We start from the raw sequence: 20,365 nt of genomic DNA, 5'->3' as shown, positions 1-20,365 counted from the left end.
TTGGCGAAAACCTCTAATGCGGAGTCATCAGAATGGCGGATCTTCCCAACAAGGCACGTGTCGTCATCATCGGCGGTGGCGTGATCGGATGCTCGGTTGCCTATCACCTGACCAAGAAAGGCTGGAACGATGTTGTTTTGCTGGAGCGCAAGCAACTGACCAGCGGCACCACCTGGCACGCAGCGGGCCTGATCGCGCAGCTGCGCGCGACAGCGAATATGACCAAACTGGCGAAATACAGCCAGGAACTCTACGGTTCGCTGGAAGAGGAAACCGGCGTTGCCACCGGGTTCAAGCGCTGCGGCTCGATCACTGTTGCGCTGACGGATGAGCGCAAGGAAGAGATCTATCGCCAGGCGGCAATGGCGCGTGCCTTTGGTGTCGAGGTCGAAGAAATCTCGAACGAGCGGGTGGCCGAGCTTTATCCGCATCTGAATATCGAAGACGTGAAAGGCGCGGTTTATCTGCCGCTTGACGGGCAGGGTGATCCGGCGAACATCGCCCTGGCACTGGCCAAAGGTGCGCGTCAGCGTGGGGGCATCGTCAAGGAACGCGTGAAAGTCACTGAAATAATCAGGCAGGGACGTAAAGTGACCGGCGTTGATTGGGTCGCAGATGACGGCAGCGCCTCGGGTCATATCGAATGTGACATGGTGGTGAACTGTGCGGGTATGTGGGGCCACGAAGTCGGCCGCATGGCGGGCGTCAATGTTCCGCTGCATGCCTGCGAACATTTCTACATCGTCACCGAGGGCATCGATGGATTGAAACAACTGCCGGTGCTGCGGGTTCCGGATGAATGCGCCTACTACAAGGAAGACGCGGGAAAAATCCTGCTGGGTGCCTTTGAACCCAACGCCAAGCCCTGGGGAATGGATGGCATTCCGGACAGTTTTGAATTTGACCAGCTGCCTGAGGATTTCGACCATTTCGAACCGATCCTCGAAGCTGCAGTGAACCGGATGCCGATGTTGGCGGAGGCCGGGATTCATACCTTCTTCAACGGCCCGGAATCCTTTACACCAGACGACGCCTACCATCTGGGGCTTGCGCCCGAGATGGACAATGTCTGGGTCGCTGCCGGGTTCAACTCGATTGGCATCCAGTCGGCAGGTGGTGCCGGTATGGCCTTGGCCGAGTGGATGGATACCGGTGAGAAGCCCTTTGACCTGGGCGATGTTGACATCAGCCGGATGCAGCCGTTTCAGGGCAACAAGAAATATCTGTTCGAACGCTCGAAAGAGACTTTGGGCCTGCTTTATGCGGATCACTTCCCCTATTTGCAAAAGGCGACCGCCCGGGGTGTGCGTCGCACTCCGTTCCACCATCACCTGTTGGAACAGGGCGCTGTCATGGGTGAAATCGCCGGTTGGGAACGCGCCAACTGGTTTGCGACCGAAGGGCAAGAGCGCGAATACAAGTATAGCTGGAAGCGCCAGAACTGGTTCGAAAACTCGGCGGCCGAACACCGCGCGGTCCGCGAAAATGTCGGCATGTATGACATGTCGTCCTTCGGCAAGGTCCGCGTCGAAGGCTCCGATGCCGAGGCGTTTCTGAATTACATCGGCGGCGGCGACTATTCGGTGCCGAACGGTAAGATCGTCTATACTCAATTCCTGAACCGCACCGGCGGAATCGAGGCGGATGTGACCGTCACGCGCCTATCTGAGACTGCCTATCTGGTGGTGACACCGGCGGCGACGCGTCTTGCAGATCAGACATGGATGATGCGCCACGTGGGCGACTTCAGGGTGGTCATCACAGATGTAACCGCAGGTGAGGGCGTTCTAGCGGTCATGGGGCCAAACGCGCGCGCCTTGCTTGAAAAGGTCTCGCCCAACGACTTTTCGAATGCGACCAACCCCTTTGGCACCGCGCAAGAGATCGAGCTTGGCATGGGGCTGGCCCGGGCACATCGTGTGACCTATGTCGGCGAACTCGGCTGGGAGATCTATGTCTCTGCTGACATGGCTGGTCACGCATTCGAAACCCTGCACGAAGCCGGGCAGGGAATGGGGCTGAAGCTGTGCGGGATGCACATGATGGACAGTTGCCGCATCGAGAAAGGTTTCCGCCATTTCGGGCATGACATCACCTGCGAAGACCACGTCGTTGACGCGGGGCTAGGCTTTGCGGTCAAGGTCGACAAAGGCTGTGATTTCATCGGGCGCGAGGCGGTCATCGCCCGCAAGGAGAGTGGTCCGAAAGCCCGATTGGTTCAGTTCAAACTGACGGACCCCGAACCCTTGCTGTTCCACAACGAACCGATCGTACGGGACGGAGAGTATGTGGGATATCTGAGCTCGGGCAATTATGGCCACACGCTCGGCGGTGCCATAGGTTTGGGTTATGTTCCTTGCGACGGCGAGAAGGCGGCGGACGTGCTGGCGTCGAGCTATGAGATCGACGTCTGCGGTGTCAAGGTCAAAGCCGAAGCGTCGCTAAAGCCGATGTATGACCCCAAATCCGAGCGGGTCAAAACCTGACCCGCGACTAAGACGGCCGCTGTCCCCGCCGCGTGTACCGAAACAGACCTCTGTTACGGGCGGCGGGGGTGCGCACAGGTGCGACATATCAGAATTCCTGATGACCGGCTTCACAGTTTTCGCAGTTCCCAACCCGGTCTGATTTGCCGTAGAGAAACACGGTATCAATCGGAGATCTGTGATGGCGACCCCTCAAACACCGCCGCAGAACGTGGACACGCCCAAAGGGTTGGCTTTGGCGGTGACGGCCTATGTTTTGTGGGGCTTCCTGCCGCTTTACATGAAGGCGATGGCCCATATCGGCCCGGTTGAGATCGTCGCACACCGGGTCATCTGGTCCGTTCCGGTGGCTGGATTGTTGCTGATCGCGCTTGGGCGTACCAAAGACCTGAAGGCAGCACTGCGGAGCCCTCAGATGCTGGGAATGGGCTGCCTGACAGCGGCGCTGATTTCGGTGAACTGGGGCATCTTTGTCTGGGCGATTGCAAACGGCAAAGCTTTGGATGCGGCGCTGGGGTACTACATCAACCCGCTGTTCAGCATCGCGTTGGGAGCAATCTTGCTGCGAGAGCCGCTGAACCGGACCCAGTTGATGGCTGTTGGGCTGGCGGCGCTTGGGGTGCTTGTGCTGGTGCTTGAGGCGGGTAGGCTGCCATGGGCCGCGCTGGGCCTGATGGTCAGTTGGGGCTTTTACGCGTTTTTCAAACGCTCGTTGCCCATCGGACCCAATCAGGGGTTTTTGCTGGAAGTTCTGATCCTGCTGATCCCAGCTCTGGCCTATGTAACCTGGCTGGGTGCAAGCGGTACCGGGCACTTCGGAGGCGCGTCCGCCGATACGATGTTGCTGGTAGGAGCCGGGGTGGTTACGGCGGTTCCATTGCTGGTTTACGCAAACGGGGCCAAGCTGGTGCGGCTGTCGACGATGGGCATCTTGCAGTACATTGCGCCGACCATGATCTTCGTTACCGCGATTACGGTGTTCGGCGAGCAAATAGACCGCGGCCGGATGATCGCGTTTCCGCTGATCTGGACAGCTCTTGTTGTCTATAGCGTGCCCATGATCCGGCAAATGCGAGCTCAGGCCTGACGTAGCAGCAGAGCGGCAGCCTCGGCCCATAGCCGATAGGCTTTGGGGCTGGGGTGATACCCGTCCGATGCGGCCAGTGCGGGGTCGTCAGGCAGGTTCAGCGAGAGATGCCGGGCACCCGGGAACGCAGCCGCGACCTGTTGCAAGCCCCGATCCAGCCGAGCGGCCTGCCGCCCGAGGACCCAGGCCAGTGGATACGGCAGCGCCGGAAACCGGTTCATCTGCGGCACTCCGGTAACTACAACGCGGCGCGCGCGCAGAGCACCGGTCAGATGGGTCAGCAGGAGCGTTTGCTGTGCTATGAACTGCCGCTGCGTGACGGCGCGCGTCACATCGTTCACGCCCAAAGCGGTGACCGCAGCATCAAAGGTGTTTTCCAGAGCCTCCAACCGGCTCAGCGTATCCAAGGTCGTGTGCCCGGTTGTTGCCTCAAGTCGCCATTCAACGCTGTAGTGACGGGCCAGAGCAGCCACCAGCTGACCCGACAGCGCCTGATCTTGTGTGCCTGCGCCAACCCCGGCTGCTGAGCTGTCGCCGGTAATCAGCAGTCGCAACCGGGGGCCGCGCCCGGCGCGCCCTTCGCGTGGTCCTGTGGGTTCCGGCATCAACGTTGCATTGCGGCGCACCGCAATCGCCTGTGCAGCAAGCACCGGTAGCAAGGGGATACGCAGAACCTGATCGGCAGACACCAGCGTTGGCATGATCAGCCAAGAGCGTCTTTGAAGGCAAGAAACCTCGGGTCCGTTGTGACCCGCGCCATCATCGCATCGCGCAACGCTCCGGTGGTTTTGTAGGGGCGCATGACAACCTCGAACTCTTGTATCAATCCGTCGTCATTCAGGGTGATCAGGTCGACACCGACGGCGTCAAGGTCACCCACTTTGCACTGAAACTCCAACGCCCAATCTTTGCCTTCGCCCATGATCCGCCGGTAGTGGAAGTCCGAGAACACCTGTCCAACATGCCCTAACACCGCCGCCACTGGCGCACGGCCCGTCCAGGTGCTGTAGTAGGTTGGCGGTGAAAACCGCACATCTTCGGCCAGCAGCTCGAGAATCAAGCTTTCATCGCCTTTGGCGACTACTTCCTGCATGCGTGCGATTGTGGGGTGCATGATGTCTCCTCTCTGCCTGCGGGCAGAGTTGCCGAATGACTGCCACCAGGCAAGGACGACGTTGCGGGAGGTCGCGCACTGCGTTAGTCAGGCGCGCATGAGTGAGACCTATGACCCTCCGACGACCCCTCTGGACGTGCTGCACGAGGATGAGCAGCTGATTGTGGTGAACAAACCCCCGGGGTTGCTGTCGGTTCCCGGACGGGGCGAACATCTGGCGGATTGTCTGCTAACCCGGGTACAGGTTGCTTTTCCACAGGCGTTGTTGGTTCATCGGCTGGATCGCGACACTTCGGGGGTCATGGTCTTTGCCCAGTCTCCGCATGCGCAGCGCCATCTGGGGTTGCAGTTCGAAAAACGCCAGACCCGCAAGACCTATATTGCGCGGGTCTGGGGGCAGGTCTCTGCTAAGACCGGTACGGTGGACTTGCCGCTGATCGTGGACTGGCCCAATCGTCCACGCCAGATGGTGTGTCATGATACCGGCAAGCCGGCGGTGACCGACTGGCGCGTGGTTCGGACCGAAGGTGACACGACCCGCATCCGCCTGTTTCCCAAGACGGGCCGATCGCATCAACTGCGGGTACACATGCAGGCGCTTGGGCATCCGATCCTGGGTGACCCCTTTTACGCTGAAGGGGCGGCCCGGGACTTCCCCCGACTTATGCTGCATTCCGAGGAATTGCGCCTGAAACACCCCGAAGGTGGCATTGCGATGAAGTTTCGGGCACGGCCTGACTTTTGATCTCAGGCCCAGGCTGTCCACAGCGTTTTCAGGTTCCCCAATGAAAAGCGCCGTGTGCGTTTCCGGGGCCGCGCAGATACGCGATTGCGGGTGGCGGCCAGTTCGCGCTCGATCTCGAACCCGCGCAAGGTGTGATCCTGTGCCCAGCGGTCCAGTTTCAGGGTCATCATAACGTGGTTGTCGCGGCTTGGCATGGCAATCTCCTTTCTTGAAAGCTGGGGTCAATATGGCCAAGCGCTCCTGACACCACGCTGTCAGGGGGATGTGCTAAACTGTCAGCAGACGATAGGGAGGTGGCGATGCGCAGATCAGCTCGTCTGTTTGAAATCATTCAGATTCTTCGCGCATCGGCTGGGCCGGTGACGGCGGAAGAACTGGCGACAAAGCTCGAAGTGTCAGTGCGCACGGTCTATCGCGATATTGCCGCCTTGCAGGCGCAGCGCACACCCATCGAAGGCGAGGCTGGCGTGGGGTATCTGATGCGGCGCGGCTATGATCTGCCGCCGCTGAATTTTGATGCCGAAGAGGTCGAGGCTTTGTGGGTTGGTCTGTCGATGCTGGCCCGCACCGGGGACAGCACGTTACAACGGGCCGCAAATCGCGTGTGCCGCAAGATCGAGGCGCTGCGCGCGCCCGCAGACTGGTTGCAGGTCGCTCCCTGGGGCGCCCCGCTGGATGATCCGGCCAAGGGATGCGTGACCATAGCGACCTACCGCGAGGCGATCCGGGCCGAGCAGAAAATTCGGATCACCTATCAGGCCTCGGATGATAGCCGCACGGAACGGGTCATCCGTCCCGTTGCGCTGATCTACCATATCGAATGTACGATGCTGGCCGGGTGGTGCGAGTTGCGCAATGGATTCCGGCATTTCAGAACCGACCGCATCTGGTCTTGCGATCTGGTCGATGATCACTTTAGCGGGCAGGGCGAGCCGCTGAGGTCGCTTTGGCAGGAACAGAACCGCTGGAGCGATACAAACGAATCCCACGGTGTGGCCTAGGCGGCAGGTATTTGCCGATCTCACCGATTTGTTGCTTGAGACCCCCTGCGGACCGAATGCTATACTGCGCCGAACGAAGCAAACCCGGCAAACGGGTATCGGAGCAGAAGGTGATTTTATGACCATTTCCAAGTATGTACTGCCTTTAGGGCTGTGTTCGGCGTTGGTGCTGGGGGCCTGTACGGACCCGGGAACCCTGAACCTGCCCAGCGACCCCAATCAAAATGCCAAACAAGGTGCGATTCTGGGCGGTCTTGTCGGAGCAGGTGTCGGCGCCATTGCCAATGACTCGGACCCGTTGTTGGGTGCGCTGGCCGGAGGCGCCATCGGCGCGGCCGGTGGCGGGTTGATCGGCAATCAACTGGACAAACAGGCCGCAGAACTGCGCCAGCAGCTGGCCAATGACGGCATAACCATCGTCAACGCCGGTGACCGCCTGATCGTGACCGTGCCGAACGACATCACCTTTGACACCGACAGCGCCACCGTGCGCCCGGCTCTGCGTTCAGATCTGGTGCGGGTTGGGCAGAACTTGGTCAACTACCCGAATTCGAACGTGCAGATCATCGGACACACCGACAGCGACGGGGATGCGGCCTATAATCAGGGACTCTCGGTTCGTCGTGCCAATGCGGTGGCGGATATCCTTCAAGCCAACGGCGTCAGCTATGGCCGCATCACCACAATCGGGCAGGGTGAAAACAACCCGATCGCGTCCAACCTGACGCCGGAAGGCAAAGCGCAGAACCGCCGCGTCGAGATTGTCATCGTCCCCAGCGGCAACGCCTGATCCAGGACCTGCGTGGATGCAGGGCTCTGCGATACGGTGCCCTGGCCCGCGCGCAGTGACTGTGCGTCAACGGGTATTTAGCTGATCCCTATCCGGGTGTAGACAGGTAACCGCAACAAACCGGAGTTTCCCCCGATGTCCGAACCGATCCTGCTTGGCCTGTCCGGGTCGCTGCGCCAAAACGCGACCAACCGCAAATTGATGCGTGAAGCCGCCCGCCTGTTCGAACCCGGCAGTTTTATCGAGGCCGATCTGAACCTGCCTCTTTATGACGGTGATCTGGAAGAAGGCGAGGGCATCCCCACAGCGGTACAGACGCTCGCCGATCAGATTGCACAGGCCCATGCAGTCGTCATTTCGACCCCCGAATACAACAAAGGCCCGTCGGGCGTGCTGAAAAACGCGCTGGACTGGGTCAGTCGGACCAAGGGCAACCCGTGGGCCAACAAGCCCGTGGCCGTGATGTCCGCCGCAGCGGGCCGCGCCGGTGGCGAGCGTGCGCAGATGATCCTGCGCGCCTGCATGGTGCCGTTTCAGCCCTGTATCCTGCAGGGCCCGGAAATTCATCTGGCCAACAGCTCCAACGAGTTTGACGAGCAAGGCAAACTGGTCAACGAGCGCTACGAGAAAAGCCTGCACACACTGATGCAAAAGCTGCGTGCAACTGCCGGGTTCTGAACCGGCAGCTTGTTACTGCACCGCGCGCCGCCTAGTCTCGCCGCATGGAAATTAGCAAGCCCGAAGAGACCCGGCACGACGTGATCGACCCCGCGCGCGCTGCCGCGCTGCAAACGGCGCTGTCGCAGGACATCACGATTGCCGATGGCGTGCCGCTGCCGCCGTTCTTTCATCGGCTTTATTTTTGGTCGCCGCAGCAACCGGATGATCTCGGGCGCGACGGGCATCCGAAAGTGGGGCAGGGCCTGATTCCGGACATGGGCCTGCTGAGACGCATGTGGGCGGGTGGTCGGCTGCTATTTCACGCGCCGCTAGTGGCAGGAACCCGGGCGCAACGCCGGTCGGTTCTGGAACAGGCGCAATCCAAGACGGGCAGGTCGGGGCCGCTGGGTTTCGTGACGCTGCGCCACGAGGTTTGGCAGCGGGATGAGTTATGCGTGACCGAATGGCAGGACCTGGTCTATCGGCACGATCCGGCAGAGGGCGCGCCGACACCAACGCCGCCCATCGCCCGGAAGGACGAAACCGACCGCAAGGAAGTCACGTTCGATTCAACCCTGCTGTTTCGCTATTCGGCGCTGACCTTCAACGGACACAGGATTCACTATGATCTGGACTATGCCCGCGACGTCGAAGGCTATGCCGGGCTGGTCGTGCATGGCCCATTGCTGGCGCAGCTGCTGATGTTGTTTGCCACCGAGTTGATCGGACCTTTGGCGGCGTTCTCGTTTCGGGGGACGTCCCCGCTTGTTCATTTTGAAACCGCAACCTTGTGTCGAAACGGAAATGCGTTCTGGGTGCGCGGTCCCGACGGGCGGCAATGCATGCTGGCCGAGGCGACAGCGGGGTCAGAGTGACGCTTCGGGTCGAAACTCGGGTGCGATCGTGTCGCGATCTTCCAGAACCAGATCAGCCATAACCGCGGCCACTTTCGGGGCCATACCGAACCCGATCTTGAAACCGCCATTGGCGATAAACTGCCCCTCGTGCAGCGGATGCGCCCCCAGCATCGGCGCGCGGCTTTTGCTGCGGGGGCGAACTCCGGCCCAGCGTTCAATGACCTCAGCCCCGTGCAAAACCGGAACCGCACGCATGGCGCGCTCGATCACGTCATCGAGTTGCGTGTCCGTGCTGGTGGGATCGTCGTAGTCGCGTTCCGAGGTCGACCCGATGGCCAGAGTGCCGTCCGCATGCGGCACGATATGGATCGCGTCGGCGAACAGTTGCGGGGCGTCGCCCGCATCAAATCGTAACAGCGCGGCCTGGCCTTTGACGCCGTTGCCAACCGTTTTGCCGAAGGCGGTACTCAGCTCGATCAGCCCTGCGACGCCGGTGGCATGGATGACTTGCCCTTTGTCCGCGGCATCAGTGACAACCTGGATCCCCATGACGCCCAATGCCGCCACAAGCGCGGCGCAGGCGCGGCGCGGATGCATACGCGCGCTGAGGGTGTCGTGGATGACAAAACCTGTCGGGCTGGGCGGGCACCACGCTCCAACCTCGTCCACCGACCTGACACGCCATACCGCACGGCCTTGCCACAGGTCTTCGGCGCTGGTTTCGCGGGCGCGTGCCAATTCGAGCGTACGGGCGTCGGCGATGGGTTGGATCCGCCCCAATCGACCATACCCCGGAGACACGCCGCCGGTTGCCTCGACCTGTTTCCAGAACGGCTCGGCCATGATCAGGCTATCGAATTGAAACGCCTTCTTGCTGTTCCAGTTTTCCGGCACATGCGGGGCCAACGCGCCAACCAGACCCCCGCTGGATCCCGATCCGGCACCGTAGGGGTCGACGATCTGAACTTTGGCGCCGCGTCGGGCGCAGGCCCAGGCGATCGACAGGCCGAAAATCCCCGCACCACGCACTGTTACATCGACCATTGCCAATCCTCATTTCCTTGTTCAGTGTCGCGCGGTCTAGCTACAGGAATACCCGATGGCAAACCAGCGTGCCAATTTGACGTGGACCGAGGATCAGATTCCGGTCTCGGACCAGTTCGACGACCCGTATTACTCGTTGCAGAACGGGTTGGAAGAGACGCGCCACGTCTTCCTGGCGGGCAACGATCTGCCCGCGCGGTTCGCGCCGGGGTTTCATATTGCAGAGCTTGGTTTTGGCACCGGCCTGAACATGCTGACCGCCTGGTCCGAGTGGGAAAACACCGGCCAGACCACGCCTTTGCGCTTTACCAGTTTCGAGGCGTTCCCGATGGACCCTGCCGACATGTCCCGCGCGCTGGAGGCCTTCCCGGAACTGGCCGCGTGGAGCACGCGGTTTCTGGCGCGCTGGCAAGGGGGGCATTGCGATCTCGGTACGTTGCAATTGCAAGTGGTCGAGGGCGACGCGCGCCGCACCCTGCCTGATTGGGAGGGATCCGTCGACGCCTGGTTTCTGGACGGGTTCTCTCCGGCCAAAAACCCCGAACTATGGGGGGCGGACCTGATGCAGGCGGTTGCCGATCACACGATGCAGGGCGGCACCGCAGCCACCTATACTGCGGCTGGTTTTGTGCGGCGCGGATTGCAGGAGGCCGGCTTTGACGTTACCCGAACGCCCGGATATGGCCGCAAGCGCCACATGACACGGGCGTTCAAGGCATGACGCAACAGAACAACGTTCGCGCAGGCATTGCGCTGATGATCGCGGCCACTGTGGTTTTTGCGTTGCAGGACGGTATCTCGCGCCATCTGGCGGGGGCGTACAACACGTACATGGTGGTCATGATCCGATATTGGTTTTTTGCCGCGTTTGTCGTGGCGCTGGCGTTGCGCGCGACCGGAGGGATCAAGGCAACAGCGCGGACCAGCCAGTTGGGGTTGCAAATCGTACGCGGTGTGTTGCTGGCAACCGAGATCTGCGTCGCCGTTTATGCCTTTACGATCCTTGGCCTCATCGAAAGCCAGGCGGTGTTCATCTGTTATCCGCTGCTGATCGCTGCACTCAGCGGGCCGGTTCTGGGTGAACGGGTCGGTTGGCGCAGATGGGTGGCCATCGGCGTGGGCTGCGTGGGTGTGCTGATCATTCTGCAACCCGGGGCAGGGGTCTTTAACCCCTGGGCCGTGATCCCTCTGATCTCGGCATTTATGTTCGCGGTCTACGGGCTGTTGACCCGCTATGCGGCCCGCCGCGACAGCGCCGCAACCAGCTTTTTCTGGACCGGCGTTGCCGGAGCCGCCGCAATGACCGTCATAGGTGTCTGGTTTTGGGAGCCGATGCGCCCGCACGACTGGGGCTGGATGGGCCTGCTGTGCGTGACCGGCGTTCTTGGCCACGGTCTGCTGATCAAATGTTATGAAGTGGCCGAAGCCAGCGCGGTCCAGCCCTTTGCCTATTTCCACCTGATGTGGAGCGCGATCCTCGGGATCTCGGTCTTTGGCGAAGCCCTGCGCCCGGCGGTTGTTATCGGCGCCGGGCTAGTGATCGCGGCTGGCCTGTTTACCCTATGGCGCGAACGACGCCAGAGTTGATCCGGTCAGCTCTTGCGAAAACGGCACCGGCAATGCTGGCTTGCCCAGTCGTGCGCGATAGACCGGCAGGCTTTCGGCCACGCGCATCACGTAGTTGCGGGTTTCGGTGAACGGGATCATCTCGATCCAGTCGATCACGTCAATGTCGCCTCGGCGCGGGTCCCCGAAACGATCCATCCACGACATTGGGCGTTTAGGTCCTGCGTTATACCCGGCGGCCATCATGACCACATTGCCGTTGAAATCCGCCGCCAGGCCCGACAGGTAATTGGCCCCCAGCTTGGCATTGTACTGCCAGTCCGAGGTCAACCGTCCCGTCTGATGACCACTGAGAATGCCCAGTTCCTTGGCCACCAGCTTGGCCGTCGCAGGCATCACCTGCATCAGCCCCCGCGCGCCCGCGCCGCTGACCACCACTGGGTCAAACTCGCTTTCGCGACGGGCGATCGCCAAAGTCATCTCTTTCGCCATGGGCAGACCCATATCGGCCACCGGATGCACCGGGTAGTAGGCGGCTGGCAGCACAGTGCCAGTCGTTGCCGCGCGTTTGGCGATCATGACCGCAAGGTGAGGTTCCTTCAGCTCGATCACCAGATCGCCCAATTGGTTGGCTTGCACTGGATCAAGGCTTTCCACCAGATGGGTCAGATAGCGTTCTGCCAGATTGCCCTCACCTGCGCGCAGCAGCAGCAAACCGGCCTCGAGCACGCTGGAGTTAGCGAAATCGGCCTGTTTCCAATGCGCAGCGCGTCGGGGATTGGCCAGTTCGGTGTCAAAGGGACGCCCGATCTGCTCTGCCGCCAACAGGCCATAGAACGAGGTTTGATAATCCGCGCCCAAAGCATAAGCCTCATAGGCTTTGTCCGAATTACCCTGCGCTGCATAGGCCCGGCCCAACCAATACCCGCCACGACCTTTCGAGATCGGAGATTGCACGGCCGAGATGAAGTTCTGGAAATGGCGAACGGCAGTGTCCGGGTCATTCAGTCTGCGCAACGCCAGAAAGCCGGACAACCATTCAAGATCGGCATAGCCATATCCCATCTCAGGCGTCATGTGATGGTTTGCGGTGATATCATAGGCGCGCGCGGCGTTGCCCTGCCGCATAACCAGTCGCGCAAGACGTCGGCGCCCTTCGGCCCATTTGTCCGGCTCGCCCAATGCCTCGGGCCCGGTCGAACGTTGCAGCATCAGGTCAATGGCGCTGTCGTCCAGCTCTTTCTTGTCGCGCCAGACGAACCGGTCGAAGGCCAGTCCCGGGGCATCGGCCAAAGATGCAGGCACCGCCTTGACCTTGGCGTCCACACCCGGCTGGCGCTTTTGCAGCGCAATTCGTGCTTCGGCCAGCTTGCGCTGATCGCTGCTGACCAGGGGCAACATGTTTCCGGCGCTTACAAGGTGGCCGTCCCACAACATCCGGTCCAGCCGAGCCTCGTGATGGGGTTTCAGAAGCGTGCCGAAATTCTCCAGATAGTCGGTCTGCAACCCGGACCCCATCGGCATCGTCCGCCACGCGGCAACGATATCGGCCTGTGCTTCGCCCTGCTGACCCTGGGCCATCAGGGCAACCGCGTGGTTCAGGGCCCCTTCGGCGGTTTGCGGCGGCGTGTCGGCATAAAACTTCAGAACCCGGTCAGGATCGGCGCCGGTAAAGGCGGGTTCGCTTTTGCGCCGCAGCCAGTTCAGGCCGGGCCAATCGGGGCGGCGGTCCAGAAACACCAGCACGTCCCCGGACGAGCCGAACCCCTCGCGCAGCCAGTGCCATACGATGATGTCGCGCGAAACCGACCCGCGTGATCCCGACACCCGCAGCGCCGCGTTCCAATCGCCTTTGCGCATTTCATAAAGACCGGCGCGTAAATCCCCGGCCGCATCCGCACGCGCAACCTGAGGGTGCAGCGCGACGATCAAAATCACCGTCATCAACAGGGCTAGAAAGCGTGTCATCCCTTGCATTTCCCAACCAACCAAGGATAGAGCCATTCAGGATAAGCCTTGCGCCGCCGGGATCAACTCACAATCCGCAAAACCTTGGGTCCTGAGGCGCAAATACCGTAATTCGCACCTTGAAGGAGCGCACCCATGTTCTCAGGCTCGATGCCAGCCCTCGTCACCCCGTTCCGCAACGGCGAGCTGGACCTGGATACGCTCAAACAGCTGGTGGAATGGCAAATTCAGGAAGGCTCGACCGGTCTGGTGCCCGTCGGTACCACCGGTGAAAGCCCGACGCTCAGCCATGAGGAACACGAAACCGTCGTGGCCGAGGTCGTCAAGACCGCTGCGGGTCGTGTCCCGGTGATCGCGGGCGCGGGGTCGAATAACACTGTCGAAGCGATCCGATTCGTCCAATTCGCCAAATCCGTTGGTGCCGATGCGGCGCTGGTCGTGACGCCCTATTACAACAAGCCGACCCAGAAAGGTCTGCTGGCGCATTTCCGCACGCTGCATGATTGCGCCGATATTCCGATCATCATCTACAACATCCCGGGCCGATCGATCATCGATATGACCCCCGCAACAATGGGAGAACTGGCCAAGCTGCCGCGTATCATTGGCGTCAAAGATGCAACCGGCGACCTGGCCCGCGTCAGCCAACAGCGGGCAAGCTGCGGTGCAGAGTTCTGCCAACTGTCGGGCGAGGACGGTACGGCGCTTGGTTTCAACGCCCATGGTGGTGTTGGCTGCATCTCGGTGACCGCCAATGTTGCGCCGAAACTTTGTGCTGATTTCCAGCAGGCCACGCTGGACGGCGACTACGGCAAGGCCTTGGCCTACCAAGACCGACTGATGCCGCTGCACGAGGCGATCTTCATCGAGCCGGGACTGGTGGGTGCGAAATACGCACTCAGCAAACTGGGTCGTTGCAGCGACGAGGTTCGCTCGCCTCTGACGATGCTGGAAGACAGCACCAAATCCGCAATCGATGCCGCAATTGCGCATGCAGGGCTGATCTAAGGCCTTTCCGCAATCTGAATAAGGGCGGCCTCGAAAATCGAGCGCCGCCCCTTTTAGATCCGTTCTTCATCTGGCTGAAAATAATTCGGGGACGGCGCGGCTTGCTGCGCTGGGGCAGACCCCCTTCTATCTTTTCCCGTAGTACAGGCCGACGACGTGTTCTGCCTGAGCGAAGAACAGCCAGCGTGAGACTGCGACGCCTGCGAGGTGGGACATTACGGCGAGCAAGGCAAAGATGTGCTTGATCGCGACGCCTCCGACCGGGGTTACGATCAGCAGCAAGGGCAGAACAAAGGCGAGCCCGAAGGATATCACACGCAATTTCTGGGCATGCTTCCGGCCGACGACATGGACGAATTCACGCAGCAGATAGTTTGTGCCGGTATGGGGCGGCTCAAACGCGCGGACGGTGCCACGGGTGCCCAAACCGGTGGCGGTGCCCAGATTGGTGCCGGAGGCAGCCAGAGCCTGGTCGCCCTTGGCCCAGTATGCAAGTTGTACCGCACCGGCGATGGCCAACAGCCATGGGGCCAGCGCCTCGGCACCCGATAGCAGCGCGCCGCCGGCGAGGCTGAAGGACAGGAACATGGCTGGCGTCAGGTTCATGTTCCAGCGCGGGACGGTCTTGAGCTGGGTGTAGATCATTGAGGTGGTGAACACGGTCGCCAGCGAGAACAGGGATCCGATCCAGCCCAGCAGGCCCCATCGCTGGCCCAGAAACACCGCGCCGACCGCGTATAGCCCCATGACGATCAGGGCGAGCACAGCGCACCAGCCTTCACGGCTGAGCCAGCTGGATCGCCACTGGGTAAAGGCTTTCATCGCCCGTTCGGGATGGCCCAGGTGAAAGGTCGACGCCATCAGGCCGCCGACCGCCAGCCCATAAGCGATGGCAAAGAAAACAAACGCCACCCAGCCCGAGACGTCTGGTTGACCGAGGCCCAGAAAGAACAGCAGGCCAAAGCCCAGACCTGACAAAGTGGTGAAGATGATAACGGAAGGTGCGGGATGCATCAGAGCTTCTCCAATGTCTTGTCGATCCAGCCGAGGAAGCCCTTGGGCTCTTCCGCGACCGGGGCCAGCAGCGGAGCCAGGATGTCGATCTGTTCTTCGACGCGGTCCTTGGGGCGCGGCGGCAGGTATTTGTTGACGGGCTTGGTGCCCTGTTCTGGCATCAGGTCCATGCCGTCGCGCTCGGCGACTAGCTTGCTGACCTCGCTGTCGGGATCGCCAAGATCACCGAAGTGGCGGGCCCCCGCCGGGCAGGTGCGCACACAAGACGGAATGCGATCCACTTCCGGCAGGTTTTCATTGTAGATGCGATCGACGCAGAGGGTGCATTTCTTCATCACACCTTCGGCCTGATCCAATTCGCGCGCGCCATAGGGGCAGGACCATGCGCAGAGCCCGCAGCCGATACAGTCACTTTCATTGACCAGAACGATGCCATCCTCGACCCGCTTGTAGCTGGCCCCGGTGGGGCAGACGGTGACGCAGGGGGCGTCTTCGCAATGCAGGCAGGATTTCGGGAAGTGGATCAATTGGGCGTGACCTTCGGCGGGCTGCACCTCGTAGGAATGCACCCGGTTCAGGAATGTGCCCGAAGGGTTGCCGCCATAGGCATCCTGATCGGATAGCGGCGCGCCATAGTTCTCGGTGTTCCAGCCCTTGCACGAGATCACGCAGGCATGACAGCCGACACAGGTATCGAGGTCGATGACCAGACCCAGCTTGCGCTCGGTGGATTGGGGGAGTTGGGTCATTTGCCTACCTTCCACGCCAGATCTTTGGGGCCGCTGCCAACAGGTGACTTGATTGGGCCAAACTCGGGCTGGCTTTCCGCGTCACTCGGGGCATCGGCTTTTTCGATTTTCACTTTCAGGTCGAACCAGGCGGCCTGGCCGGTGATCGGGTCGGAGTTCGCCCATCGCAGGCCGTCACCCTTGGCTGGCAGCAGTTCGTGGATCAGGTGGTTCAGCAAGAAGCCCTTGGTGGCCTCGGGCGCGTCTTCCTGCAGCGCCCAGGCCCCTTTGCGTTTGCCGATGGCATTCCAGGTCCAGACGGTGTTTTCGTTCAGCGCCGCCATCTCCATGACCGGCACCGTGATCTCGCCATGCGGCGATGTCACCTTGGCCCAGTCGCCGTCCTGCAGCCCGTGTTCGCGCATCAGCTTTGTCGGCACGTAGAGCGGGTTGCGCCCGTGCAACTGGCGCAGCCAGGCGTTCTGGGTGCCCCAACTGTGATACATCGCCATCGGGCGTTGGGTCAGGGCGTTGACGGTGAAGCCATCATTACCGTGCTGATCGGTTTCATACCAGATCGGCAGCGGGTCCATTGTGTCCTTGATGCGTTGGCGCAGATGTTCGGGCGGTTGCCGCTCTCCGTGCCCTTCGGCGGCCAGCTGGAACTTGCGCATCGGCTCGGAATAGAGCTGGAACAGATAGGGCTGCGGGCTGTCATAGATGCCCATGCCAACGGCCCAATCCTGATAGGCCACGTTCCAGGGTTTGTAGTAATCCGCACCCTCGGGGATATGCGCCACATAAAAGCCGCCGTTTTCGATATAGCGGTTCAGCTGCTCGGGGTTGACCTCGCCCCGGCCTTCCTTGTCGCCATCGGCGCCGCGGAACCCGGCCAGCGGGCCGATGCCCGGACGGCGTTCGTGATTGACGATATAGTCAGCGTAATCCGTCCATTTGGGCGAGCCGTCCTCGTTGGTAAAGCCCGGCAGGCTCATGCGGTTGGCCAATTCGATCAGCACCGACTGGAACCCGCGCACATCGCGATCGGGCTCGACCACCGGCCAGCGGATCGCGTCTGCGGCGGCGTCGGCCTCGCAGATCGGGCGGTCGAGCAGCGAGATACAATCGTGACGTTCCAGATAGGTGGTGTCGGGCAGGATCAGATCGGCATAAGCCACCATCTCCGACGAATAGGCATCGGAATAGATGATGTTGGGAATGACATAGTTGCCATCGTCATCCTTGGCGGTCAGCATCTCCATCACGCCCTTGGTGTTCATGGATGAGTTCCAAGACATGTTCGCCATGTACATGAACAGCGTGTCGATCTTGTAGGGATCACCTGCAGCGGCGTTCGAGATCACCATATGCATCAGCCCGTGGGCCGACATCGGGTTTTCCCAGGTGAATGCCTTGTCGATGCGAATAGGGCTGCCGTCATCATCCAGCAGCAGATCGTCGGGACCGCGCGGGAAGCCCAGATGCGGGCCGTTCAGCGGACGCCCGGGCCGGCGGTCGCCATGTGGTGTCGGATGCGCCTCGACCGGCTTGGGATAGGGCGGTTTGAAGCGGAAGCCGCCGGGAACCTCGACCGTACCAAGCAGGATTTGCAACACATGCAGCGCGCGGCAGGTCTGGAACCCGTTGGCATGGGCCGATACGCCGCGCATCGAGTGGAAGCTGACCGGGCGGCCGATCATCTTGCTGTGCGTTTCCCCTCGGAAATCGGTCCATTCGTGGTCCAGTTCGATCGCCTCGTCAAAGGCGACGCGGGCGATCTCTGCCGCGATGGCGCGGATGCGTTTGGCGGGAATGCCGCAGCGCTCGGCCACGGCCTCGGGCGCGTGATCGTCGCTGAGGTATTTCTCGGCCATCAGGTGGAAGACCGGGCGGTGGGTGACGCCGCCCTTCTCGTAGGTTGCCGACAGATCGGGGCGCACACCCGGCTTGTCAAAGGCGGTGGGCTCACCCGTCTTGCGATCAATCACCAGCGGCTTGCCATCCGCGTCGCGCAGGAACAGGCCCTTATCCGGGCCTTCGGCGGCATTCACCAGCACCGGAGCATTCGTATAGCGGCTGAGGTAATCCAGATCGATTTTGCCCGCCTTCATCAGCACATGGATCAGCGACAGGATAAACAGCCCATCCGTGCCGGGCGTGATGCCCACCCAGTCATCGGCCACCGCGTTATAGCCGGATCGGATCGGGTTTACCCCGATCACACGCGCACCGCGCGCCTTGATCTTGCCGATGCCCATCTTGATCGGGTTGCTGTCGTGATCCTCGGCTACGCCGAACAACATGAACAGTTTGGTGTGTTCCCAGTCGGGCTGGCCAAATTCCCAAAACGCCCCACCCATCGTGTAGATGCCGCCCGCAGCCATATTGACCGAACAGAACCCGCCATGGGCCGCGTAGTTGGGCGTGCCGAAGTTCTGGGCCCAAAACGATGTGAAGCTTTGGCTCTGATCGCGGCCGGTGAAAAATGCAAGCTTTTGCGGCGCGGTCTCATGCAGCTCGTTCAGCCAGCCAACGGCGGTGCTGATCGCCTCATCCCATTCGATCTCGCGGAACTCACCAGATCCGCGCGGGCCGACCCGGCGCAGCGGTTTGCGCAGACGCGAAGGCGCGTTGACCTGCATGATCCCCGCCGAGCCTTTGGCGCAGAGAACGCCCTTGTTCACGGGGTGATCCCGGTTGCCCTCGATATAGGCGACCTTGCCATCCTTCATGTGCACGTTAATGCCACAGCGACAGGCGCACATGTAACATGTGGTTCTACGGACCTCGTCCGAGACCTTGGGTGAGGTCTCGACCTTGGGTTGCTGGAATGTCATCTGGCCTCCCTTAGTATTATTGCGTCAGGTCAAAACGTGTGTCCCTGTCAGGATCAGACCTGCGATCGTTAGTGTTTTCATTGTTATTATTGCAATCATGTCCCTATTGATGAGCCGCATTGCAGGGCTCGCATCGTGGTCGGCCAGTATCTGGGCGTTTGCTGCAACGATGCCGGAAACGGCGATACCCGTAAACCGCGTTCCGACTGTTTGCGCGGAGCGTAGGTTCTTTGGATATCGCGGTGTCAACGTTACCGGCATCTCTGGGACATTATTCCTTTGTCTTTGCCGAACAAGCCCGGCCTGTGAGGTCTGGGCATTGGCGCGACGCCGGGCCCGGTGGGTCGTCTCTGCCGGGCTACGGCGTCGAGTTTTGGGCCTGAACGGCGGTGACCGCAATCATGTGCAGGACATCCTGCGCCGAGCAACCACGGGACAGGTCATTTGCGGGTTTGGCCAAACCTTGCAGGACCGGCCCGATTGCTTCCGCGCCGCCGATGCGTTGGGCGATCTTGTAGCCCAGATTGCCCGCGTCGAGGTTCGGGAACACAAAGACGTTCGCCTCTCCGCGCAGGGGCGAGTCCTTGGCTTTCTTGGCGGCGACTTCCGGTACAAAAGCGGCGTCGAACTGCAACTCGCCGTCGATCAGCAGATCGGGATCGGCCGATTTCGCTATCTCGGTGGCCTCGGTAACCTTGCTGACATTCGGGTGGCTGGCGCTGCCGCTGGTGGAAAAGGACAGCATTGCAACGCGCGGAGTTTCCGATGTCAGCGATCGGAAAGACGCGGCCGAGGCGCGCGCGATTTCCGCCAGTTCCTGCGCGTTCGGATCAACGACCAGTCCGCAATCGGCAAAGATATGCGCGCCCCGAACCGTATGGTGATCCCGGCAATACAGCATCAGGAAAAAGCTGGATACCATCGCCGAACCGGGGGCTTTGCCGATGATTTGCAGCGCTGCGCGGACGGTGTCGCCGGTGGTTTCAACAGCGCCGCCAACGGTTCCGTCTGCAAGCCCCGTATGCACCAGCATCGCCGCATAGTTCAAACGGTGGGTGATCTGCTGGGCGGCTTTTTCTGGCGTCATGCCCTTGTGCTTGCGCCGTTCGTGAAGTTCGGCGGCAAAGGCTTGGGCATGCGGTGAATCGCTTGGATCGTGAATGTCGATCCCGTCGACATCCTGTCCGTTCTGCTCGGCCAGTCGGGCCGTTACTTTTGCCTTGTCGCCGACCAGGATGATGCGTGCAACACCTTCCTCGCGGGCTTTCAGGGCACCTTCAACAACACGTGGATCATCGCCCTCGGCGAGGGCGATGATCTTGTCGGAACTGCCAGCAGTTCCGAGAATTGTGCGCAGTGGCTTCACGCGCTTACGCCTCGACTTGGGGTGTCATGTCGGAAGCTTCGATGCCTGCGACGGCGACGGGTTTTTTCATGGCGTCGCGGCGGAAGGGCTCGCC

Annotated in this window: 19 protein-coding genes; 10 read left to right on the top strand and 9 right to left on the bottom strand. The window is 61.2% G+C overall.

The genetic code is table 11. From position 1 onward, the window contains the following. The first annotated feature begins 32 nt into the window (after positions 1 to 32). Positions 33 to 2,486, top strand: coding sequence for a GcvT family protein (locus ACR0JA_RS19125; RefSeq protein ID WP_480578499.1), 2,454 nt, complete (start codon positions 33 to 35; stop codon positions 2,484 to 2,486). 181 nt (positions 2,487 to 2,667) lie between these two features. Next, positions 2,668 to 3,573, top strand: coding sequence for an EamA family transporter RarD (rarD, locus tag ACR0JA_RS19120; protein WP_480578497.1), 906 nt, complete (start codon positions 2,668 to 2,670; stop codon positions 3,571 to 3,573). On the opposite strand, the gene ACR0JA_RS19115 is transcribed toward rarD, so the two are convergent. Together ACR0JA_RS19115 and ACR0JA_RS19110 are read right to left on the bottom strand one after the other, a co-directional pair. Beyond that, positions 3,564 to 4,274: an SGNH/GDSL hydrolase family protein gene (locus ACR0JA_RS19115; RefSeq protein ID WP_480578495.1), complete on the bottom strand. Its 711-nt coding sequence runs from the start codon at positions 4,272 to 4,274 to the stop codon at positions 3,564 to 3,566. The genes rarD and ACR0JA_RS19115 overlap by 10 nt on opposite strands. Positions 4,275 to 4,276: 2 nt before the next feature. Next, positions 4,277 to 4,687 carry a nuclear transport factor 2 family protein gene (locus tag ACR0JA_RS19110; RefSeq protein ID WP_480578493.1) on the bottom strand — a complete coding sequence of 137 codons (411 nt, stop codon included), beginning with the start codon at positions 4,685 to 4,687 and terminating at the stop codon, positions 4,277 to 4,279. Between the two features lie 97 nt (positions 4,688 to 4,784). Between ACR0JA_RS19110 and ACR0JA_RS19105 the strand changes: the two genes are divergently transcribed. Continuing rightward, positions 4,785 to 5,432, top strand: coding sequence for an RluA family pseudouridine synthase (locus ACR0JA_RS19105; RefSeq protein ID WP_480578491.1), 648 nt, complete (start codon positions 4,785 to 4,787; stop codon positions 5,430 to 5,432). 2 nt (positions 5,433 to 5,434) lie between these two features. Here ACR0JA_RS19105 and ACR0JA_RS19100 read toward each other — a convergent pair whose 3' ends face one another. Continuing rightward, positions 5,435 to 5,626 (bottom strand): hypothetical protein, encoded by a 192-nt coding sequence (locus tag ACR0JA_RS19100; RefSeq protein ID WP_480578489.1) that lies wholly within the window; start codon positions 5,624 to 5,626, stop codon positions 5,435 to 5,437. A gap of 105 nt (positions 5,627 to 5,731) precedes the next feature. Between ACR0JA_RS19100 and ACR0JA_RS19095 the strand changes: the two genes are divergently transcribed. From ACR0JA_RS19095 to ACR0JA_RS19080, 4 genes are all read left to right on the top strand, one after another. Then, on the top strand, positions 5,732 to 6,433 hold the full coding sequence (locus tag ACR0JA_RS19095; protein ID WP_480578487.1) for a helix-turn-helix transcriptional regulator: 702 nt from the start codon (positions 5,732 to 5,734) through the stop codon (positions 6,431 to 6,433). Between the two features lie 118 nt (positions 6,434 to 6,551). Beyond that, entirely contained in the window at positions 6,552 to 7,223 is a 672-nt protein-coding gene (locus ACR0JA_RS19090) for a YiaD family glycine zipper/OmpA-like lipoprotein (protein WP_480578485.1), read from the top strand. A gap of 135 nt (positions 7,224 to 7,358) precedes the next feature. Then, the gene (locus ACR0JA_RS19085; protein ID WP_480578483.1) at positions 7,359 to 7,901 is read left to right on the top strand and encodes an NADPH-dependent FMN reductase; all 543 of its coding nucleotides are present in this window, start codon (positions 7,359 to 7,361) and stop codon (positions 7,899 to 7,901) included. Positions 7,902 to 7,945: 44 nt separating this feature from the next. Beyond that, positions 7,946 to 8,758 carry an HTD2 family dehydratase gene (locus ACR0JA_RS19080; RefSeq protein WP_480578481.1) on the top strand — a complete coding sequence of 271 codons (813 nt, stop codon included), beginning with the start codon at positions 7,946 to 7,948 and terminating at the stop codon, positions 8,756 to 8,758. On the opposite strand, the gene ACR0JA_RS19075 is transcribed toward ACR0JA_RS19080, so the two are convergent. Then, complete coding sequence (locus ACR0JA_RS19075; protein ID WP_480578479.1) at positions 8,750 to 9,784, bottom strand: NAD(P)/FAD-dependent oxidoreductase; 1,035 nt, start codon at positions 9,782 to 9,784, stop codon at positions 8,750 to 8,752. The genes ACR0JA_RS19080 and ACR0JA_RS19075 overlap by 9 nt on opposite strands. Before the next feature lie 55 nt (positions 9,785 to 9,839). On the opposite strand from ACR0JA_RS19075, the gene mnmC2 reads away from it, so the two are divergent. Together mnmC2 and ACR0JA_RS19065 are read left to right on the top strand one after the other, a co-directional pair. After that, positions 9,840 to 10,505: a tRNA (5-methylaminomethyl-2-thiouridine)(34)-methyltransferase MnmC2 gene (gene mnmC2, locus ACR0JA_RS19070; RefSeq protein WP_480578477.1), complete on the top strand. Its 666-nt coding sequence runs from the start codon at positions 9,840 to 9,842 to the stop codon at positions 10,503 to 10,505. Next, complete coding sequence (locus ACR0JA_RS19065; RefSeq protein WP_480578475.1) at positions 10,502 to 11,371, top strand: DMT family transporter; 870 nt, start codon at positions 10,502 to 10,504, stop codon at positions 11,369 to 11,371. Before mnmC2 ends, ACR0JA_RS19065 begins: the two co-directional genes overlap by 4 nt. Here the strand turns inward: ACR0JA_RS19065 and ACR0JA_RS19060 are convergent. Further along, positions 11,345 to 13,318 (bottom strand): lytic transglycosylase domain-containing protein, encoded by a 1,974-nt coding sequence (locus ACR0JA_RS19060; protein WP_480578473.1) that lies wholly within the window; start codon positions 13,316 to 13,318, stop codon positions 11,345 to 11,347. The two genes, ACR0JA_RS19065 and ACR0JA_RS19060, sit on opposite strands and share 27 nt — an antisense overlap. A gap of 135 nt (positions 13,319 to 13,453) precedes the next feature. Here ACR0JA_RS19060 and dapA point away from each other — a divergent pair, with 135 nt between their 5' ends. Beyond that, positions 13,454 to 14,326 carry a 4-hydroxy-tetrahydrodipicolinate synthase gene (gene dapA / locus ACR0JA_RS19055; RefSeq protein ID WP_480578471.1) on the top strand — a complete coding sequence of 291 codons (873 nt, stop codon included), beginning with the start codon at positions 13,454 to 13,456 and terminating at the stop codon, positions 14,324 to 14,326. Between the two features lie 126 nt (positions 14,327 to 14,452). Here dapA and ACR0JA_RS19050 read toward each other — a convergent pair whose 3' ends face one another. The 4 genes from ACR0JA_RS19050 to pta all read right to left on the bottom strand — a co-directional run bounded on the left by ACR0JA_RS19050 (position 14,453) and on the right by pta (position 20,271). Then, a complete protein-coding gene (locus ACR0JA_RS19050) occupies positions 14,453 to 15,340 on the bottom strand; it encodes a dimethyl sulfoxide reductase anchor subunit family protein (RefSeq protein WP_480578469.1) in 888 nt (295 codons plus the stop codon). Then, positions 15,340 to 16,089: a 4Fe-4S dicluster domain-containing protein gene (locus ACR0JA_RS19045; protein WP_480578467.1), complete on the bottom strand. Its 750-nt coding sequence runs from the start codon at positions 16,087 to 16,089 to the stop codon at positions 15,340 to 15,342. Before ACR0JA_RS19045 ends, ACR0JA_RS19050 begins: the two co-directional genes overlap by 1 nt. After that, positions 16,086 to 18,905: a molybdopterin oxidoreductase family protein gene (locus tag ACR0JA_RS19040; RefSeq protein WP_480578465.1), complete on the bottom strand. Its 2,820-nt coding sequence runs from the start codon at positions 18,903 to 18,905 to the stop codon at positions 16,086 to 16,088. Before ACR0JA_RS19040 ends, ACR0JA_RS19045 begins: the two co-directional genes overlap by 4 nt. A 358-nt stretch (positions 18,906 to 19,263) precedes the next feature. Next, a complete protein-coding gene (pta, locus tag ACR0JA_RS19035) occupies positions 19,264 to 20,271 on the bottom strand; it encodes a phosphate acetyltransferase (protein WP_480578463.1) in 1,008 nt (335 codons plus the stop codon). Positions 20,272 to 20,365: the final 94 nt, after the last annotated feature.

The sequence above is a fragment of the Ruegeria sp. AM4 genome (genome assembly GCF_056540665.1).
This window is presented reverse-complemented; position numbering and strand designations above follow the sequence as displayed.